The organism is Ruegeria sp. CL5 (assembly GCF_056536485.1).
The window spans coordinates 92,236-110,051 of sequence record NZ_JBQFPS010000001.1; the positions used below are offsets into that span (position 1 = coordinate 92,236).

The 17,816-nt window shown below is 53.5% G+C and carries 17 protein-coding genes; 11 read left to right on the forward strand and 6 right to left on the reverse strand.

Annotated elements, in window-relative coordinates; all coding sequences use genetic code 11:
* Window positions 1-15: 15 nt before the first annotated feature.
* Window positions 16-1,179 carry an RsmB/NOP family class I SAM-dependent RNA methyltransferase gene (locus tag ACR0IU_RS00455; RefSeq protein WP_480714875.1) on the forward strand — a complete coding sequence of 388 codons (1,164 nt, stop codon included), beginning with the start codon at window positions 16-18 and terminating at the stop codon, window positions 1,177-1,179.
* A gap of 104 nt (window positions 1,180-1,283) precedes the next feature.
* The gene (locus ACR0IU_RS00460; RefSeq protein WP_480714876.1) at window positions 1,284-3,590 is read left to right on the forward strand and encodes a two-component system sensor histidine kinase NtrB; all 2,307 of its coding nucleotides are present in this window, start codon (window positions 1,284-1,286) and stop codon (window positions 3,588-3,590) included.
* Window positions 3,591-3,595: 5 nt separating this feature from the next.
* Here ACR0IU_RS00460 and ACR0IU_RS00465 read toward each other — a convergent pair whose 3' ends face one another.
* Window positions 3,596-4,189: a gamma-glutamyl kinase gene (locus ACR0IU_RS00465; RefSeq protein ID WP_480714877.1), complete on the reverse strand. Its 594-nt coding sequence runs from the start codon at window positions 4,187-4,189 to the stop codon at window positions 3,596-3,598.
* A 190-nt stretch (window positions 4,190-4,379) separates the two neighbouring features.
* Between ACR0IU_RS00465 and recA the strand changes: the two genes are divergently transcribed.
* The 4 genes from recA to ACR0IU_RS00485 all read left to right on the forward strand — a co-directional run bounded on the left by recA (window position 4,380) and on the right by ACR0IU_RS00485 (window position 9,564).
* Window positions 4,380-5,444, forward strand: coding sequence for a recombinase RecA (gene recA, locus ACR0IU_RS00470; protein WP_010440218.1), 1,065 nt, complete (start codon window positions 4,380-4,382; stop codon window positions 5,442-5,444).
* A gap of 179 nt (window positions 5,445-5,623) precedes the next feature.
* A complete protein-coding gene (gene alaS, locus ACR0IU_RS00475) occupies window positions 5,624-8,293 on the forward strand; it encodes an alanine--tRNA ligase (RefSeq protein WP_480714878.1) in 2,670 nt (889 codons plus the stop codon).
* Between the two features lies 1 nt (window position 8,294).
* The gene (locus tag ACR0IU_RS00480) at window positions 8,295-8,582 is read left to right on the forward strand and encodes a DUF1330 domain-containing protein (RefSeq protein ID WP_480714879.1); all 288 of its coding nucleotides are present in this window, start codon (window positions 8,295-8,297) and stop codon (window positions 8,580-8,582) included.
* A gap of 361 nt (window positions 8,583-8,943) precedes the next feature.
* Entirely contained in the window at window positions 8,944-9,564 is a 621-nt protein-coding gene (locus tag ACR0IU_RS00485) for a transglutaminase-like cysteine peptidase (RefSeq protein WP_480714880.1), read from the forward strand.
* A 102-nt stretch (window positions 9,565-9,666) separates the two neighbouring features.
* Here ACR0IU_RS00485 and ACR0IU_RS00490 read toward each other — a convergent pair whose 3' ends face one another.
* From ACR0IU_RS00490 to ACR0IU_RS00500, 3 genes are all read right to left on the reverse strand, one after another.
* The gene (locus ACR0IU_RS00490) at window positions 9,667-10,494 is read right to left on the reverse strand and encodes a hypothetical protein (RefSeq protein ID WP_480714881.1); all 828 of its coding nucleotides are present in this window, start codon (window positions 10,492-10,494) and stop codon (window positions 9,667-9,669) included.
* A gap of 273 nt (window positions 10,495-10,767) precedes the next feature.
* Window positions 10,768-12,585: a translational GTPase TypA gene (typA, locus tag ACR0IU_RS00495; protein ID WP_480714882.1), complete on the reverse strand. Its 1,818-nt coding sequence runs from the start codon at window positions 12,583-12,585 to the stop codon at window positions 10,768-10,770.
* A 77-nt stretch (window positions 12,586-12,662) separates the two neighbouring features.
* Window positions 12,663-12,998: a DMT family transporter gene (locus ACR0IU_RS00500; RefSeq protein ID WP_480714883.1), complete on the reverse strand. Its 336-nt coding sequence runs from the start codon at window positions 12,996-12,998 to the stop codon at window positions 12,663-12,665.
* Between the two features lie 184 nt (window positions 12,999-13,182).
* On the opposite strand from ACR0IU_RS00500, the gene ACR0IU_RS00505 reads away from it, so the two are divergent.
* Window positions 13,183-13,314 (forward strand): hypothetical protein, encoded by a 132-nt coding sequence (locus tag ACR0IU_RS00505; protein WP_259462621.1) that lies wholly within the window; start codon window positions 13,183-13,185, stop codon window positions 13,312-13,314.
* A 77-nt stretch (window positions 13,315-13,391) separates the two neighbouring features.
* On the opposite strand, the gene ACR0IU_RS00510 is transcribed toward ACR0IU_RS00505, so the two are convergent.
* Window positions 13,392-13,637, reverse strand: a complete 246-nt coding sequence (locus tag ACR0IU_RS00510; protein ID WP_480714884.1) for a hypothetical protein — start codon at window positions 13,635-13,637, stop codon at window positions 13,392-13,394.
* Window positions 13,637-14,290 (reverse strand): alpha/beta hydrolase, encoded by a 654-nt coding sequence (locus ACR0IU_RS00515; RefSeq protein WP_480714885.1) that lies wholly within the window; start codon window positions 14,288-14,290, stop codon window positions 13,637-13,639. The genes ACR0IU_RS00510 and ACR0IU_RS00515 overlap by 1 nt, the downstream gene beginning before the upstream one ends.
* Before the next feature lie 176 nt (window positions 14,291-14,466).
* On the opposite strand from ACR0IU_RS00515, the gene iscR reads away from it, so the two are divergent.
* Genes iscR through ACR0IU_RS00535 form a run of 4 tightly spaced genes read left to right on the forward strand, consistent with a single transcriptional unit; the run spans window position 14,467 to window position 17,765 of the window.
* Window positions 14,467-14,925: a Fe-S cluster assembly transcriptional regulator IscR gene (gene iscR / locus ACR0IU_RS00520; protein WP_480714886.1), complete on the forward strand. Its 459-nt coding sequence runs from the start codon at window positions 14,467-14,469 to the stop codon at window positions 14,923-14,925.
* A 54-nt stretch (window positions 14,926-14,979) separates the two neighbouring features.
* Window positions 14,980-16,023, forward strand: a complete 1,044-nt coding sequence (locus tag ACR0IU_RS00525; protein ID WP_480714887.1) for a cysteine desulfurase family protein — start codon at window positions 14,980-14,982, stop codon at window positions 16,021-16,023.
* A gap of 18 nt (window positions 16,024-16,041) precedes the next feature.
* On the forward strand, window positions 16,042-17,562 hold the full coding sequence (sufB, locus tag ACR0IU_RS00530) for a Fe-S cluster assembly protein SufB (protein ID WP_480714888.1): 1,521 nt from the start codon (window positions 16,042-16,044) through the stop codon (window positions 17,560-17,562).
* Window positions 17,562-17,765: a hypothetical protein gene (locus tag ACR0IU_RS00535; RefSeq protein ID WP_010440204.1), complete on the forward strand. Its 204-nt coding sequence runs from the start codon at window positions 17,562-17,564 to the stop codon at window positions 17,763-17,765. Before sufB ends, ACR0IU_RS00535 begins: the two co-directional genes overlap by 1 nt.
* Window positions 17,766-17,816 lie beyond the last annotated feature (51 nt).

A 17,816-nucleotide genomic window follows, 5' to 3' on the forward strand; every position in this document is an offset into this window, starting at 1 on the left:
CAAACGGACCCAGCTATGACGCCCGCAGCCCGAGTTCAGGCCTCGATCGACATCCTCGATGAAATTTTGGCCGGAGCGCCAGTCGAGAAAGCGTTGACAGGTTGGGCGCGGCGCAGTCGGTTTGCGGGCTCGAAAGATCGTGCGGCAATCCGCGATCACGTATTTGATGCGTTACGCTGCAAACGATCCTTTGCCGCGCGTGGTGGGGCTGAAACAGGGCGGGGCTTGATGATCGGCGCGATGCGATCATCGGGTCAGGATCTTGCTCAGTACTTCTCGGGCGCGCGATATGCGCCAACTTCGGTAACAGATGCCGAGAAAGACCGAGGTTTCCAGACCGAGGCCGAAGCCCTCGACATCCCTGATTGGTTGTGGCCCGAATTCAAGGCGTCGTTGAAAGATGAGGCCAACGCAGCCGCATCTGCATTGCAGGGGCGGGCCCCGGTGCATTTGAGGGTGAACCGGTCGCGAGCTGATCCGGTTGAAATCATCCAATGCCTCTCGGATGAAGGCATAGTGGCGCAGCCTCACCCAGCGTGTGACACTGCTTTGGAAGTCACCGCTGGTGCTCGAAAAATCTCACAATGCAATCCATATCTTGAGGGTTTAATCGAGCTGCAGGATGCCGCCAGCCAAGCCGTTACAGCAGCGTTGGAATTGCAACCTGGAATGAGGGTTCTGGACTATTGCGCCGGTGGTGGTGGCAAAACCTTGGCCTTGGCGGCAAGGGCCGAAGGCGTTCAGGTATTTGCGCATGATATCAATACAGGTCGCATGGCAGATTTGCCTGCACGTGCAAAGCGGGCGCGCGCTGAAATTTCACTGCTGACCTCGGATCAGGTATCAGGACAGGCGCCGTTTGACATCGTTCTGGTGGATGCGCCCTGTTCTGGAAGCGGATCTTGGCGCCGTTCGCCCGCGGGGAAATGGGCGCTGACGCCTGAACGCTTGCTTGAACTTACCCGCATTCAGGCAATGATTTTGAAGAGCGTCGCGCCATTGACCGCAGACGCAGGTACGATTGCTTATGCCACATGTTCAATGCTGTCTGCCGAAAACGACGCGATAGTGGACAGTTTTCTGCAAGAGCATTCGGATTGGCGGTCTGGATTTCGAAAGACGTGGCTGGTTTCACACGGGGCGGACGGATTTTATTCGGCCCACTTGACTAGAACCTAGATCCGATCAAACAACTTAAAGGAGTTTTCGCCGCTGGTTTATTAAGCGGCAATTAACGATTGCGGGCCGATATTGGTCAAACATGTCTTAATAAGAGCTGCTTTATGCCCGGTGTTCCCCAAGCGTTTCCCCGTTTGTCAGATCGGGTAGTATCTGATCGCGGGCGCCATGTGTCTCTGGGTTTGATTGCCCTTCTTCTCTGCCTGCTTGCTGCCTTGGGTGTCCTTCCAAAACAATGGAACACTGGTGTTGCAACCGTCGGTCTGTCTATTCTTGCGGTTGTTGGGTTTGCTATCTTAGGCAATTGGATCGTCAAGCAGATTGAGCAGCGTACAAAAGGCGTGATTGCAGCGCTTTTGGAACAAGATACCGCAGCCTGTATCCTTACGGATCAAAACGGCCGAATTGTCCTGGTCAATTCGCGGGCCAGCCTCGGCCTTGGTGCCATACCAGAGAAGCAACTGGATGACGCTTTGCGATCTGTATTCGCCAATCCGGCGGCGATTCTGCTGCGTCTTCAAACTCAGCTCCGGTCACGGGTGAAAGCTGAGGAGGATGTAGTCACACGTGGTCAAACCATACCGGTGACGGTATCGAAACTGGATCAAGATTGGTATTGCTGGCGCTTCGCGTTAGAGGCGGAGCAAGCTTGGCGAAATGTCGGGTTACCCGTCATCACCATTGGTCGGAATGAAGTTATTCTAAACACGAATGATGCAGCTGCAAATTTTTTTGGCCGCACGCCTGCCACGTTTGCAGAGTTATCATCAGAGAATGTTGTGCTGGGCGATCCCGTCGGAAACGGCTGCGCAATTCAAGTTAGGACGCCCGAGGGTAGCAAAACGGTCCTGGTTTCTCAGTTACGGAGAAGCGGAATCGCACGCGAACTGATTTTGACCCCGATCACTGATAGCGGTGCAAAACACGAGGCAACTTCGTTCGCTGATTTGCCGGTCCCGATCATGAGATTGGCGCCCGATGGTGAGATCATCGAAGCCAACCACCTTTCAATCGAACTGGTGGGTGAGGTTCGGCTGGGCGAATCCAGAATTGACGAGGTTATGCACGGGCTTGGTTATTCCATTCGGGATTGGCTCGCTCGTACGGTTGAACAGACTTCTGCTCCAAAGTCAGAGTTTCTGCGCCTTACCCGTAAAGACAAAGAAGTGTTCGTTCAGGTCACGCTGTCTCGTATTGTGAGTGACGGTCAGGTAAATCTGATCGCAGTTCTGAATGACGCAACCGAGTTAAAAACGCTTGAGGCGCAGTTCGTTCAAGGGCAAAAAATGCAGGCCGTGGGCCAGTTGGCAGGTGGGGTTGCGCATGATTTTAACAATCTGCTGACCGCAATATCAGGGCATTGCGATCTTCTGTTGCTGCGCCACGACCAAAATGATCCGAATTATGGTGACCTTGTACAAATCAACCAGAATGCCAACCGCGCTGCCGCTCTGGTCAGTCAGTTGCTTGCATTTTCGCGAAAGCAAACCCTCAGGCCCGAGGTGTTGGATTTGCGAGACACGATTTCCGATCTGATCCACCTTTTGAATCGCCTTGTTGGCGAGAAGGTCCGCTTGACGCTCAGCCATGATCCCGTGCTCAAGCCGGTTTGTGCCGACAAACGACAGCTTGAGCAGGTGTTGATGAATCTGGTTGTAAACGCGCGCGATGCGATGCCCGACGGCGGTGAGATTCGGATCGAAACCGAAGTTCTGAATCTAGAGCGGGCTTATTCGCGCGACAGGGCGACAGTGCTGCCGGGCGAGTATGTGATGGTCAAGGTCATAGACAGCGGCATAGGTATCCCTCCGGATAAGCTGCAAAAGGTATTCGAACCTTTCTACACCACCAAGCGCACCGGAGAAGGGACAGGTCTGGGTCTTTCGACGGTATACGGCATTGTAAAACAGACCGGAGGATTCATTTTCGTGGACAGCGTACCCGGTACGGGTACCGAATTTACCGTTCTTCTTCCTGTCAGTGCTGCGGCGCAGACATCTGAACCGATCACACCAGAGGCCCCCGAAGAGCAAAAGCCGCGGCAAGGTGAAGGTGTTGTTCTGTTAGTCGAGGACGAAGCCCCCGTCCGCGCTTTTGCCACGCGTGCGCTGCGTCTGAAGGGGTACACAGTGCTTGAGGCGGAATCAGCCGAGGATGCTCTGCATATGTTGGAGGACCCAAATCTCACGGTCGACGTTTTTGTCACAGACGTGGTGATGCCTGGCATGGATGGTCCGACCTGGGTGCGCGAGGCAATGAAAACGCGCTCCGAGGTCCGGGTGGTCTTTATGTCCGGCTATACGGAAGGCGCATTTGGTGAATCCGGTCCCGAGATTGAAAACTCGACCTTTCTGCCAAAACCATTTTCATTGACGCAGTTGACCGAAGCGGTGTTTCAGCAACTCAACTGACGCCGTTACTCAGCAGATTGATGCAGAGCAAATTCCGCTGCGAATAAGCTGCGAAATTGCTGGTCTGTGTCTTTCGAGAGTTCAAGCTTGAGCTTGGGCGAAACATTCTCTTGCGGAAGCTGTATGTCGCAGTTCAGGCGATTTCGTAGGAAATCGAGTATCGTGCCTTGGTTTTCGTACTTAAACACGTGGCTCACTCCGGCACCATTGCTGCGGGGCATTAGGAATTCGCTCTGGCGTCCGACATCCGCACAGGCCGGAGGGGATTTCTGCATATGGGCAACTACAAATGCCTCAAAATCAAGACCCTGAGTAGAGTGTGGATGATTGTTCAATTCCTGCCGCGTGCGGTATCGATACCAACTTCCTAACCAGTCGATGGGTTCTCGGACGACGGCCATAACCTCCATTTCAGTGTCAAACAGCTTCTTGAACATGGTTTGATAGAACCGGTCAAAGCGGCGCATGTTTGCGTGTTTTAATTCAGTTGGACCTGAGACAACGATATCGGCACGGTCTTTCAGAGCAGATTGGTAGGCTGTGCTGCCGGTTTTGGGGACGGACAAAAGCGCGAGACGCTCTTCATAAAAAACAAGCATTTATCTTTTCTCTACAACGCTTTTCGATTGGCAGATTGTCGTAAACGACTCTTTAACACAATTGCCTAAGACTGAATTTCATAAGTTTTAGTTGAAATGTTCTCTTTTTGGTCCCATAAGGAACAAGAGGCGAACAAAGCAGCGATTGCCGCCCGTCAAAGGGTGTGACAAAAGGGATAGTGACAGGACAATGGCGGATCTTCTGACGATGAGCGACAAGAAAAACGCAGACAAGCAAAAGGCGCTCGACAGCGCATTGGCTCAGATCGAACGGCAGTTCGGCAAGGGCTCGATCATGAAGTTGGGCGAGGATTCCAAGCAGGATATCGAGGCAAGCTCGACCGGCTCACTGGGCCTTGATATTGCGTTGGGTATCGGTGGTCTACCGATGGGGCGGATTGTTGAAATCTACGGGCCTGAAAGTTCGGGTAAAACCACGCTGACACTGCATTGCATTGCTGAACAGCAAAAACGTGGCGGTGTTTGCGCTTTTGTAGACGCAGAACATGCACTTGACCCGCAATATGCCCGCAAGTTGGGTGTTGATCTGGATGAACTGCTGATTTCGCAGCCCGATACCGGTGAACAGGCGCTTGAGATCACTGATACGTTGGTGCGCTCTGGTGCGGTGAACATGGTTGTGGTCGACTCGGTTGCGGCCCTGACGCCGAAATCCGAGTTGGAAGGCGACATGGGCGATAGCAGCGTGGGCGTTCAGGCCCGGCTGATGAGCCAGGCAATGCGCAAACTGACCGGCTCGATCAATCGCTCGAACTGCATGGTGATCTTCATCAACCAGATCAGGATGAAGATCGGCGTGATGTTCGGTAGCCCCGAAACCACGACCGGTGGCAACGCACTGAAGTTCTACAGCTCGGTTCGTCTGGATATCCGCCGCATCGGCGCGATCAAGGATCGCGACGAGGTGGTCGGCAACCAGACCCGCGTCAAGGTTGTGAAGAACAAGGTGGCGCCGCCGTTCAAGCAGGTGGAATTTGACATCATGTATGGCGAAGGCATCAGCAAGATGGGCGAATTGCTAGACCTGGGCGTTAAAGCCGGAGTGGTTGAAAAGTCAGGTTCATGGTTCAGCTATGGCGACGAGCGGATCGGGCAGGGGCGTGAAAACGCCAAGCAATATCTGCGTGACAATTCCCGCGCCGCGTTGGAGATCGAAGACAAGATTCGCGCGGCTCACGGTCTGGATTTTGAAATGCCCCCCGAGGCGGAAGAGGATGATATCCTCGAAGCGTAATGCACTCTGACGGCATCAGCAGAAATCCCCCGGCACTCCGATCGTGCTGAGAATACCTGGAACGGGGCGGCCTAAGGGGGCCGCCTTGTTTCGTTTGGGCCGTCCAATGCTGTGGACACTCCTCGGACAGAGGGCTAAACCTTCGCAGACCATTATGAATGCGCGTTGAGAGAGCCCAAATGCCCACGCTGAATGATATCCGCTCGACCTTTCTGAACTACTTTGCCAAGCAAGGCCACGAAGTGGTTGCGTCCAGCCCATTGGTGCCGCGCAATGATCCGACGTTGATGTTCGTGAACTCAGGTATGGTTCAATTCAAGAACCTGTTTACCGGCGTAGAAACCCGCGATTATCATCGTGCAACCACAGCGCAGAAATGTGTGCGCGCAGGTGGCAAGCATAATGATCTGGATAACGTGGGCTATACCGCGCGCCATCATACGTTCTTTGAAATGCTGGGAAATTTCTCGTTCGGAGATTACTTCAAGCCGGAAGCAATCCCATTCGCCTGGGAGCTGATCACCAAAGAATTTGGGATCGACAAGAACCGCCTGCTGGCGACGGTCTACCATACTGATGACGAAGCCTTTGAAATTTGGAAGAAGGTAGGAGTTCCCGAAGACCGGATCATTCGCATCGCCACCAATGACAACTTCTGGCAGATGGGTCCAACCGGGCCATGTGGCCCGTGTACCGAGATATTCTATGATCACGGCGATCACATCTGGGGTGGCCCTCCGGGTTCCGCCGAAGAAGATGGCGACCGGTTCATCGAAATCTGGAACATCGTTTTCATGCAAAACGAGCAGTTCGAAGACGGCTCTATGGTCGAGCTCGATATGCAGTCGATCGATACTGGCATGGGACTGGAGCGCATTGGCGCACTGCTGCAAGGCAGCCATGACAACTATGACACTGATCTGTTCAAAACGCTGATCGAAGCTTCCGCGGACGCGACCGGCGTTGATCCTTATGGGGATCAGAACGTACATCATCGCGTGATTGCGGATCACTTGCGTTCAACGTCGTTTCTGATCGCGGATGGAGTGATGCCCTCAAATGATGGGCGGGGGTATGTTCTGCGCCGTATCATGCGCCGCGCGATGCGCCATGCGCATTTGTTGGGGTCCAAAGATCCGGTGATGCACCGTTTGGTGCCAACTCTGGTTCAACTGATGGGCGCGCAATACACCGAACTTGGTCAGGCGCAGCCTCTGATTGAAGAAACATTGCTGCTGGAGGAAACGCGGTTCAAACAAACCTTGGATCGCGGCTTGAAACTGCTTGATGACGAGGTCTCTGGTTTGTCGGAAGGTGATCCGCTGCCGGGTGATGCGGCATTCAAGCTTTATGACACATACGGTTTCCCGCTGGATCTTACTCAGGATGCGCTGCGCGAGAAAGGACGTACAGTAGACACTGATGGGTTTGATGCCGCTATGGCCGAACAAAAAGCAAAGGCGCGCGCTGCCTGGGCTGGTTCTGGCGAAGCAGCTGATCAGGTCGTCTGGTTCGATGTGTTAGATTCCGCCGGTGCTACCGATTTCCTTGGTTACGACACGGAAAAAGCCGAAGGTCAGGTGGCTGCACTGGTAGTCGATGGTGCCTTGGTCGATAGTATTGAGAAAGGCGGCAGTGGCTGGGTCGTGGTTAACCAGACGCCGTTTTATGGTGAAGCCGGTGGTCAGGTTGGCGATACAGGTGAAATCCGCAGGCTCGATGAACGAAATGACATTTCCCGTGTTGTAGACACCAGAAAATTTGCCGACGGCAAGGTCTATGCACACAAGGTGACAGTTGATCATGGATCGATCTCGACAGGTGACGCTGTTGAGCTTGAAGTCGATCACGCAAGACGTACGGCCATTCGCGCAAACCATTCAGCGACGCACCTGTTGCACGAAGCCCTTCGTGAAACGCTGGGTGATCATGTGGCTCAGCGCGGCTCATTAAATGCATCCGACCGATTGCGCTTTGATTTCAGCCACTCAAAGGCTTTGACGCGGGAAGAGATTCAAAAGGTCGAGCGTGAGGTGAATGCCTTTATTCGCCAGAACTCGGCTGTCGAGACGCGTATCATAACGCCAGACGATGCCCGTGCGCTGGGTGCACAGGCGCTGTTTGGCGAGAAATACGGTGATGAGGTCCGTGTCGTGTCGATGGGTAAGGCACCTACCGGCAAAGGGCAGGATGGTGAGACCTGGTCGATCGAATTGTGTGGCGGCACCCATGTGCGCCAGACAGGTGACATAGGTACGTTTGTCCTTCTCGGCGACAGCGCCAGCAGCGCAGGTGTGCGCAGGATTGAGGCGCTTACTGGGGATGAAGCTTTCAATCACCTGTCGGCTCAGGATCAGCGTCTCGGCGCTATTGCTTTGGAGTTGAAAGCACAGCCTGATGACGTTGTTGCGCGTGTGAAATCGTTGATGGATGAGCGCAAATCGCTTCAAAACGAAGTTGCTCAACTGCGCCGTGATCTGGCGATGGCTGGTGGCACAGGGCAGGGTGGCTCTGAAGCAAAAGAGGTCAATGGTATGGCCTTCCTCGCCCAATCACTGACCGGCGTGTCCGGAAAGGACTTGCCAACGCTGATCGATGAGCACAAGAACCGGTTGGGTTCAGGTGCTGTGTTGTTAATCGCAGATACAGGTGGAAAAGCTGCCGTTGCCGCCGGTGTTACACCAGATCTGACTGACAAAGTTTCGGCCGTTGATCTGGTTCGCGCTGCCGTTGCCGAACTTGGCGGCAAGGGTGGTGGTGGTCGGGCTGACATGGCACAAGGCGGAGGCAAAGATGCCTCGAACGTTGAAGCAGCCATAAAAGCCGCAGAACAGGTTTTGGGAGGATAAGATGCCTGCACTCTGGATTGCTCATGTCACTGTGACTGATGCCGATGCATACGGAAAATACGCCGAGCTGGCAGGTCCCGCGATCGCCGCCCATGGCGGTGAGTTCATAGCCCGTGCCGCGCGGTACGTACAGTTGGAAGGCAAGGAACGTCCGCGTAATGTGGTTGCCCGTTTCCCCTCGGTTGAGGCTGCAGTTGAGTGCTATAATTCACCCGCTTACCAACAAGCACTGGATCATGCCCGAGGCGCCAGCGAACGTGAGCTGGTTGTCGTGGAAATTACCGATTGAGAATCGGGCTGATTCTAAATTGACATAAATCCTGCATATTCAATCCGCCCTAGAACCGTAGGGCTCGTCATGATTTTTAGTATGGCGTGTCCTTTGCCGCTATTCTGAATATAAGCAATTAGTTTCAACAGGTTGCCAGTCTTCCCTGCTGGCTTTGTGCATGTCGTTTATCCCGATTGTGGCGCTAAGTGCCACTTTCTTGCGCGGAAATGGTCATGAAGAGTGACGAATTTCCGCCGTTTTTTCCACTCAATCTCAGAATTGATTGCGTGAGAGCCAACGTTTGCGGATATGCTCCGATGTACAGCGGGGTTCTGATCCACGCAGATCGCTTGGATTGAATTGGACTCGAGGGACAGGCATGAAAATCTTTGGCAAGACCTTAGACGCCCATTGCAAGAACGCCGCCAAATTTGGCGGCCTGTTTGGTATGGCTATCCTGATTTCCGGATCGCTGCTGATTGGGACCGAAGCATCGGCGAAAGATGCAGCGTTTATTCAGAGTGTAGCGGCCTCGCCACCTCCTTCCGGGGCGCATCAGCTTTGTCGGCAATATTCCTGGGCCTGTGCGCACAAGGGTATCAGTTCCTTGTCCACCAGCCAGGAAATGCAGCTTGTCAAAGAGATCAACCGCCGCGTTAATCGATCTACGCGAGAGGTCACGGACCAATCGCAATACAAAACTCGTGAACTTTGGGCGCTTCCTACGTCGCGGGGTGGAGATTGCGAAGACTTTGCGTTGTTAAAGAAAAGAGACTTGATTCAGGCTGGCTTCGATCCTCGTAAGCTACTGATTGCGACTGTGTTGGATACACGCAGAAATTCTCATGCTGTATTAGTTTACCGGTCGAGCCAAGGTGATCTGGTTCTGGATAATTTGACCAATCAGATCAAGCCATGGAAGGCGACGCGCTATTTGTTCCTGAGGATGCAAGATCCTAAACAACCGCGAAACTGGGTCGGAGTTTACGGAAAGAGCTGAGTTCATTGACTTCAAATAGAGTGGGCGGATGCTTCTTCGCTCCGCCCATCCTTGATTCTCGTCAGTGACACTTAAGGTAGTGCCCACCCCTGATCGAAGAAATTAATGACTCCGATCGTCCTCTTTTAAACGTTCAGCTCTGCGTTCCTGGGCTTTGGCTTTGTCTTTAATCCGTTTAGCTTCGGCTTTCGACAGTTTTGCCAAACGCTTTTGCGACTGTTGGGCTTTTTCCCGATAATGTTTGGCCAAATCGCGCTGTTCTTGCGCAAGTGCCTTATACCTGTCAGCGAGCTCTCTGAACTTCTTTGCCGCATTGCGGAATTCCTCGGCCTTTTTATCATAGCCCAGCCTCTTTTTCTCTTTGGCTACGTCTCTGCTATATTTGGCCCTTTCTCTGAGCTGCTTCGCTTTGGCCGCTTTTGCTTTGGCCTCTTCTCTATGCTTTTTTGCCTTCTTGCGATTATTTCTCGCTTTCTTCTTTTCTTTTTTATTCTTTGCCTCTTCTTCATCCTTTGGGTTTTCTTTATCCTCGGGATCCTTCTCAGCCTGTGGATTTTCCTCGCCGTTAGATTCATTATCAGAAGAGTTGCTCGGGTTGCCCACAAAGTTTTCGTCTTCATTTGCGAGACCGTCACCCGTGCGCTGCGGACTAATACCGATGCTTGCAGTAGGCAAGTCAGTCAAAACTGCCGCAAAAGCGGGGCAGTCGATCAAAGTTCGTTCCAGAATACTTTCAAAGTCTGCGCGACGTTGGATGTAGCGCAACATGCGAGAACTAACGACGTCACAAGCGCACAATGTGTTCGAGGACACTGATTGTTTGGCCGTGCTCACGGTGCACATTTCAGAGGCCTGAGCGGAAGTTGAAGAAATGAAGGGTAAGATTGCGGAAGCAAACGCAATCGAAAACAGTTTGGATTTTATGCGCATCACACGCTCCTTAGATACTCGTTAACTACCTCGCCGTATACTCGTGCGGCGCCACACTTTGAACACAAAGTCTTCTTTCTATCGCCTATTTTCAAGCAAACTTTTGGTTGGATTTCTGTGAACCAGCTCACTTAAATGCGATTAGTCTATAAAAAACAAAAAGAAGACCTGCGGTCGCGCTAGGTCTTCATTTTCTTTGTTGTTTCTTTGCTGACGTAAAAATGTCACGAACGTGGTAATGTTTCCAAGTCGTGAACAAGTTCATGGGATTGATCAGGCCGATTTGGACATCCGTTTACGCTCATGTGGATCCAGATAGCGTTTACGAAGCCGGATCGCATTGGGCGTCACCTCAACCAGTTCGTCATCGTCGATATACGCGATCGCCTCTTCCAAAGAGAATTTTATGTGAGGCGTCAGGCGCACCGCGTCATCCGATCCGCTGGCGCGTACGTTGGTCAGCTTCTTGCCTTTAAGCGGGTTCACTTCCAGATCGTTGTCGCGGGAATGTTCACCGATCACCATGCCTTGATAGACATCGGTTTGCGGCCCCACGAACATGCGTCCACGTTCCTCTAGGTTCCACAAGGCGTAGGCGACGGCCTGGCCTTTTTCCATTGAGATCAAGACGCCTGCACGACGACCGGGGATCGATCCCTTGTGGGCAGCCCATCCATGGAAAACGCGGTTTAGAACTCCGGTCCCGCGCGTGTCGGTCAGAAACTCGCCGTGATAACCGATTAGACCACGTGATGGGACATGGGCAATGATGCGGGTTTTGCCAACTCCTGCGGGGCGCATCTCGACCAGTTCACCTTTGCGTGCTCCGGTGATCTTCTCGATCACCGAGCCCGAGAATTCGTCATCGACATCGATGGTGACTTCTTCGATGGGCTCAAGGCGTTGACCGTCTTCGTCGCGGAACAATACCTGCGGGCGCGAGATGCTGAGTTCGAACCCTTCGCGGCGCATATTCTCGATCAGAACGCCCATCTGGAGTTCGCCACGGCCAGCGACTTCAAAGGCTTCACCACCGGGTGTATCGCTAATGCGGATGGCGACATTTGATTCAGCCTCCTTCATTAGACGATCACGAATGACGCGGGACTGAACCTTTTTACCGTCTCGGCCTGCAAGCGGAGAATCATTGATGCCGAAGGTGACGGTGATCGTTGGTGGATCTATCGGCTGAGCGGGCAAAGCCTCGTTTACTTGCGGAGCAACCAAAGAATCCGCAACCGTGGCTTTGCTCATTCCCGCAATGGTGACGATGTCCCCGGCTTCGGCCACATCGATAGGCTGTTGTGCGAGACCACGGAACGCGAGAATCTTTGTCGCACGGAAATTCTCGATCAATGTTCCGTCACGGCTGAGCGCCTTGAGGCTGTCACCCGCTTTCAACGTTCCGCTCTCGACACGACCGGTCAGGATGCGGCCGATGAAAGGATCGCTGCCAAGCGTGGTGGCAAGCATTCGGAACGGCTCGTCTTTTTTCTCAATTTGCTTGGGGGCGGGGACGTGATCGACGATCAGATCGAAAAGGGCAGTCAGATCCTTGCGGGGGCCGTCCAATTCCATATCTGCCCAACCTGAACGGCCCGAGGCATACATTGCGGGAAAATCAAGCTGATCGTCGTCAGCACCAAGGTTGGCGAACAGGTCAAAACATTCGTCCAGCGCGCGATCTGGTTCGGCATCCGGTTTGTCGACCTTATTCAATACAACGATGGGACGCAGTCCCAATGCCAGCGCCTTGGAGGTTACGAACTTGGTTTGCGGCATGGGACCTTCGGCGGCGTCGACCAGAAGAACAACACCGTCGACCATGCTGAGGATGCGTTCGACCTCGCCTCCGAAATCGGCGTGGCCGGGGGTGTCGACGATATTGATACGAGTGTCTTTCCATTCGACCGAAGTCTCCTTGGCCAGAATGGTGATGCCACGTTCTCGTTCCAGATCATTGCTGTCCATTGCGCGCTCGGCAACGGCCTGATTCTCGCGGAAAGCGCCGGATTGTTTAAGAAGCTCATCCACCAGGGTCGTTTTACCGTGGTCCACGTGAGCGATGATTGCGATATTGCGCAGGTCCATGAGAGGTCAACCTTTGAACGGGAAGTTGGCCCGGCGCATAACGCGGCGCGACAAAATATACCAGCCCTAACCGGCGTTCAGTGACCCGCGGTCGAAGAAAACAGGTGAATGATCAGAATTCCAGACATTATCAGAACAAGCCCCAGGATCGCCGGCCAGTCGAGTTTCTGACCAAATACCAGAAAACCAATCAGTGCTATTAGGAAAATCCCAAGTCCCGACCAGATTGCATAGACAATCCCGACAGGCATCACTTTCAGAGTGAGCGCCATAAGATAGAATGCGCTGCCATAGCCAACCACCACCAGGGCAGAGGGCCAAAAGCGGGTGAACTGATGGCTGGCTTGCAGTGCAGTAGTCCCAATGGTTTCCGCAATGACCGCCAGCAGCAGAATGAAATATGTTTTGGGCAAGATTGATGCCTTTCCGAAGTGTCGCGGAAGGTTGACCATAGTTGGCTATTGTCGGGCAAGAGGATTCTGGCGGCGCAGAATAAAGAGTCACTTTACCAAAGGTCAGGTAAACCTGACTATTCGATATTCCTGAGGCATGATAGAGGGTTGGGTGTTTTAGTTAGTTTTTGACGAGTTTGATTGAATGACGACATTTGCAAAATCAGTCATTATCGTTTCGGTGTTGATCGTGGCGCTAGGGTGGCTTGCAGACGGGGGGTCCGTCGACATTGATGCAGCCCAGAATGTTGAGCGGTTAGAGGGTACTCCAGTTTAGGCGCCCACCGAACGATTTGACGAAAAGGAGCTTTCGGGCTCCTTTTCTTTTGTTCGCAATAAGATTGCATTCAATTTTTACTGCTTCTCAATCGCTTTGAGTTTTGAGCGATGACCGGACAATTTCTCGACCACAAACTTACGGGCCTTGCGTTCTGCGAGCCGTACCCGAACTTCGGTCAAAAACGCTTCTTCCAGCGTCTGAGATGACGCTCCCAAAAGCTCGCCGACTTCCACATAAAACCGATCCTCACCGGTTTCGTCCATGACCTTCATGGTATCCTCTGCCAATCTCGAGGCAAGGGTGGTGATGGTATCAGACATCAGCGCGTATTCTCGGTCAGGCGACGCTTCACATAATCCGTCACGTCGGTCATCAGCGTGTCCATGTGGCGATCCTGGAAGAAGTGATCCGCGCCTTCAACCTCGTGATGCGTGATTGTGATCCCTTTTTGCTCGTGCAATTTGCCAACCAGCGATGTGGTATCCGCAGGGGGTGCAACGCGGTCTGACGACCCATTGATGATCAGGCCTGAAGACGGGCAGGGGGCCAGGAAAGAAAAATCATACATGTTCGCTGGAGGCGACACGCTAATAAAGCCGGTGATCTCGGGACGACGCATCAGCAGTTGCATTCCGATCCAGGCGCCGAATGAGAATCCTGCAACCCAGCAATGCTTGGAGTTGTTGTTCATGGACTGAAGATAATCCAGCGCCGACGCGGCATCGCTAAGCTCGCCAACACCCTGATCATATTCGCCTTGGCTGCGGCCTACGCCACGGAAGTTAAAGCGCAGAACCGTGAAGCCCATGTTGTAGAAGGCATAGTGCAGGTTGTAGACCACCTTGTTATTCATGGTCCCGCCAAATTGAGGGTGCGGATGCAGCACGATTGCGATCGGTGCGTCTTTTTCCTTTTGCGGGTGGTAGCGGCCTTCCAGGCGGCCTTCGGGTCCGGGAAAAATCACCTCGGGCATGTGTGCTTTAGTCCTGTTTTTTGACGCCTCGGCCCCGAGATTATCTTGACGGTAATCGTCAGGGACCTTAGAACGGTTCTAATTACATTGTGTCGCGTGAAAACGCTGTCAGTGGGAGATACGCACTGGCTGCGGCGGCGTCAATGTTTTCGCGGTTCTTGCCTCAAGGAATTCATATGAAGCTGTCGACCAAAGGACGCTATGCGATGGTTGCTCTGGCGGATATTGCTCTGCAATCCTCCGACAAGCTCGTGACACTTGGTGAGATTTCCGAGCGTCAGGATATTTCTCTTCCTTATCTGGAACAGCTTTTTGTAAAACTGCGTCGTGCTGAGTTGGTCAGCTCGGTTCGGGGTCCGGGTGGAGGTTATCGTCTTGCGCGCCCTGCATCCGAAATTCGAGTGGTTGAGATTTTGGCTGCAGTCGATGAAACCGTGGATGCGATGCACAAAGGGGCGGGGGCATCGGGTGCTTCGTCCGGCAGTCGGGCGCAATCCCTGACCAATCGTTTGTGGGAAAGCCTGAGCGCACATGTGTATGTGTTCCTGCATCAAACGCGGTTGTCGGATGTGATCCGAAATGATCTGGCACCGTGCCCGGCAGTTCCAAACTTGTTTGCGATCGTGGACGATTGAGCTGATGAAACAGATTTTCGTTCCACAGGAATCCATGTTGGAAAAGATGTATCTATGAAACGGGTTTATCTCGATCATAATGCGACGGCTCCATTAAGGCCCGAAGCCCGCGCTGCAATGATTGCCGCGATGGATCTGGCCGGCAATCCGTCATCCGTTCACGCCGAGGGCCGTGCCGCAAAGGCTTTAGTCGAGAAAGCACGCGCACAGATTGCCACCGCATTTGGGGCGGATGGCGCTGACATCGTGTTTACCTCGGGCGCTACCGAAGCGGCGGCGTTGGCAATGTCAGGACGTGGTCTGCAGGGGTCCGCGATCGAGCATGATGCGGTACGTGCTTGGGCCAATGAAGTTTTACCAGTGTCGAAAGACGGGCAAGTTACGGTTTCAGATCCCGCCTTAACTGCATTGCAACTTGCAAACTCCGAGACGGGCATCATTCAATCTCTCCCGTCTGATCTGGCTGTAACTGACGCCACTCAGGCGTTTGGAAAGCTGCCAGTCGCGTTCAACTGGCTGAGCGCGGAAATGGCCTTGATTTCTGCACATAAACTGGGCGGTCCCAAAGGGATCGGTGCGTTGGTGATGAAACGCGGCACGGATTTGGCCGCGCAAATCAAAGGTGGCGGGCAGGAGATGGGTCGTCGCTCGGGCACTGAGAATGTTATCGGAATCGCGGGCTTCGGTGCGGCTGCTGAAGCTGCATCCCGCGATCTTGCAAATGGTGTCTGGGAAAAAGTTCATGAACTTAGAAATATTCTAGAAAACGCTCTTGAGGCCGGATCGAAATCTACTATTTTTGTCGGGAAAGATCAGGAGCGACTCCCCAACACGTTGTGCTTTGCCACTCCGGGCTGGAAGGGAGAAACCCAGGTCATGCAGATGGATTTGTCAGGATTTGCGATCAGTGCAGGCTCAGCCTGCTCCAGTGGCAAAGTGCGCGCCAGTGCTGTGCTGACGGCCATGGGATTTGATGAATACGCGGCGGCCAGTGCGATACGCGTATCGCTTGGTCCCGAGACGACGGAAGAGAATGTGCTGCGTTTTGCGGAAACGTGGCTTGAGAAAGAGAAAAAGCATCGCGCGCGTGCCGCGTGATCTGACGGAGGGTGTCTTATGGCCGCTTTGGACCAGACCCAGGTAAAAGAAGGTGTCGATCAGGAAACCGTGGATGCGGTACGCGAGGTTGGAACCTACAAATACGGCTGGGAAACTGAAATCGAGATGGAGTACGCCCCGAAGGGGGTAAACCCCGATATCGTCAAGCTGATTTCAGGCAAGAATGATGAGCCCGAGTGGATGACCGAATGGCGTCTCGCCGCGTTCGAACGCTGGACCAAGATGGAAGAACCGAATTGGGCCATGGTCAGCTATCCTAAAATCGATTTTCAGGACCAGTATTATTATGCCCGTCCGAAATCGATGGAAGAGAAGCCCAAATCCTTGGATGAGGTCGACCCCAAGCTGCTTGCGACATACGAGAAACTGGGTATCCCTCTGAAAGAACAGATGATTCTTGCCGGAGTTGAAGGTGCCGAAGATGCGCCAGCCGAGGCGCGCAAGGTCGCCGTCGATGCGGTGTTTGACTCGGTTTCGGTTGGTACGACTTTCCAGGAAGAGCTGAAAAAAGCGGGTGTTATCTTCTGCTCGATTTCCGAGGCGATCCGAGAGCATCCGGAACTGGTGAAGAAATATCTCGGAACCGTGGTTCCAGTATCCGACAATTTCTATGCCACTCTGAACTCCGCTGTGTTTTCGGATGGTTCGTTTGTCTATGTGCCACCGGGTGTCCGCTGTCCAATGGAATTGAGCACCTATTTCCGCATCAACGCGGAAAATACGGGGCAGTTCGAACGGACGCTGATCATTGCCGACAAGGGCAGTTATGTCAGTTACTTGGAAGGTTGTACTGCACCACAACGAGATACCGCACAGCTGCACGCGGCCGTGGTGGAAATCATTATCGAAGAAGATGCCGAGGTGAAGTATTCGACGGTTCAGAACTGGTTCCCCGGTGATGAGAACGGCAAAGGTGGTATCTACAACTTCGTGACCAAGCGCGCCGATTGCCGTGGGGATCGCTCCAAGGTAATGTGGACGCAGGTTGAAACCGGCTCGGCTGTGACTTGGAAGTATCCGTCCTGCATCCTGCGTGGCGATGACAGCCAGGGTGAGTTCTACTCGATCGCGATCACGAACAACATGCAGCAGGCCGATACTGGCACGAAGATGGTTCATCTGGGCAAGAACACCAAGTCGCGGATCGTGTCGAAAGGGATCAGTGCGGGTAAGGCGCAGAATACCTATCGCGGACTGGTCTCGATGCATCCAAAGGCCAAGGATAGTCGCAATTACACCCAGTGTGACAGCTTGCTGATTGGTGACAAGTGTGGGGCGCACACGGTTCCGTATATCGAGGTCAAAAACAACTCGTCCCGTGTCGAGCATGAGGCGACGACTTCGAAGGTCGACGAGGATCAGTTGTTCTATTGCCGTCAGCGCGGCATGGACGAGGAAGAGGCCGTGGCGCTTGTTGTCAACGGGTTCTGCAAGGACGTGCTGCAGGCGCTGCCGATGGAATTCGCGATGGAGGCTCAGCAATTGGTTGCGATCAGCCTAGAGGGATCGGTCGGCTGATGACGCCAAAACCTCAACAACGTATCCGCAAGGATGATGTGCTGACAGCGCTTGGCTACGCGCTGCCGGTGATCGGCGGCCTGTTGGGGGTGGCTTACGTCAACACGAAATACATGGACTTCATCAACCCGGTCTGGGCAGTGGGCGGAGGCGCGCTGCTGGGTTGGATCATCGCTCGGGTGATCCGCAAGGTGCTGGGATAGACAATTATCAGGGGTCAATCTGCGCCCCTTGCGAGATACAAAAGGACAAAA

What these genes read in the sequence shown, in the direction of transcription:
- sufB (WP_480714888.1), top strand. Translation starts at nt 16,042, where the DNA reads ATGGCCGCTTTGGACCAGACCCAGGTAAAAGAAGGTGTCGATCAGGAA.
- ACR0IU_RS00535 (WP_010440204.1), top strand. Translation starts at nt 17,562, where the DNA reads ATGACGCCAAAACCTCAACAACGTATCCGCAAGGATGATGTGCTGACA.
- ACR0IU_RS00465 (WP_480714877.1), bottom strand. Translation starts at nt 4,189, where the DNA reads ATGCTTGTTTTTTATGAAGAGCGTCTCGCGCTTTTGTCCGTCCCCAAA.
- ACR0IU_RS00455 (WP_480714875.1), top strand. Translation starts at nt 16, where the DNA reads ATGACGCCCGCAGCCCGAGTTCAGGCCTCGATCGACATCCTCGATGAA.
- ACR0IU_RS00480 (WP_480714879.1), top strand. Translation starts at nt 8,295, where the DNA reads ATGCCTGCACTCTGGATTGCTCATGTCACTGTGACTGATGCCGATGCA.
- typA (WP_480714882.1), bottom strand. Translation starts at nt 12,585, where the DNA reads ATGGACCTGCGCAATATCGCAATCATCGCTCACGTGGACCACGGTAAA.
- ACR0IU_RS00490 (WP_480714881.1), bottom strand. Translation starts at nt 10,494, where the DNA reads ATGCGCATAAAATCCAAACTGTTTTCGATTGCGTTTGCTTCCGCAATC.
- recA (WP_010440218.1), top strand. Translation starts at nt 4,380, where the DNA reads ATGGCGGATCTTCTGACGATGAGCGACAAGAAAAACGCAGACAAGCAA.
- alaS (WP_480714878.1), top strand. Translation starts at nt 5,624, where the DNA reads ATGCCCACGCTGAATGATATCCGCTCGACCTTTCTGAACTACTTTGCC.
- ACR0IU_RS00460 (WP_480714876.1), top strand. Translation starts at nt 1,284, where the DNA reads ATGCCCGGTGTTCCCCAAGCGTTTCCCCGTTTGTCAGATCGGGTAGTA.
- ACR0IU_RS00525 (WP_480714887.1), top strand. Translation starts at nt 14,980, where the DNA reads ATGAAACGGGTTTATCTCGATCATAATGCGACGGCTCCATTAAGGCCC.
- ACR0IU_RS00505 (WP_259462621.1), top strand. Translation starts at nt 13,183, where the DNA reads ATGACGACATTTGCAAAATCAGTCATTATCGTTTCGGTGTTGATCGTG.
- ACR0IU_RS00510 (WP_480714884.1), bottom strand. Translation starts at nt 13,637, where the DNA reads ATGTCTGATACCATCACCACCCTTGCCTCGAGATTGGCAGAGGATACC.
- ACR0IU_RS00515 (WP_480714885.1), bottom strand. Translation starts at nt 14,290, where the DNA reads ATGCCCGAGGTGATTTTTCCCGGACCCGAAGGCCGCCTGGAAGGCCGC.
- ACR0IU_RS00485 (WP_480714880.1), top strand. Translation starts at nt 8,944, where the DNA reads ATGAAAATCTTTGGCAAGACCTTAGACGCCCATTGCAAGAACGCCGCC.
- iscR (WP_480714886.1), top strand. Translation starts at nt 14,467, where the DNA reads ATGAAGCTGTCGACCAAAGGACGCTATGCGATGGTTGCTCTGGCGGAT.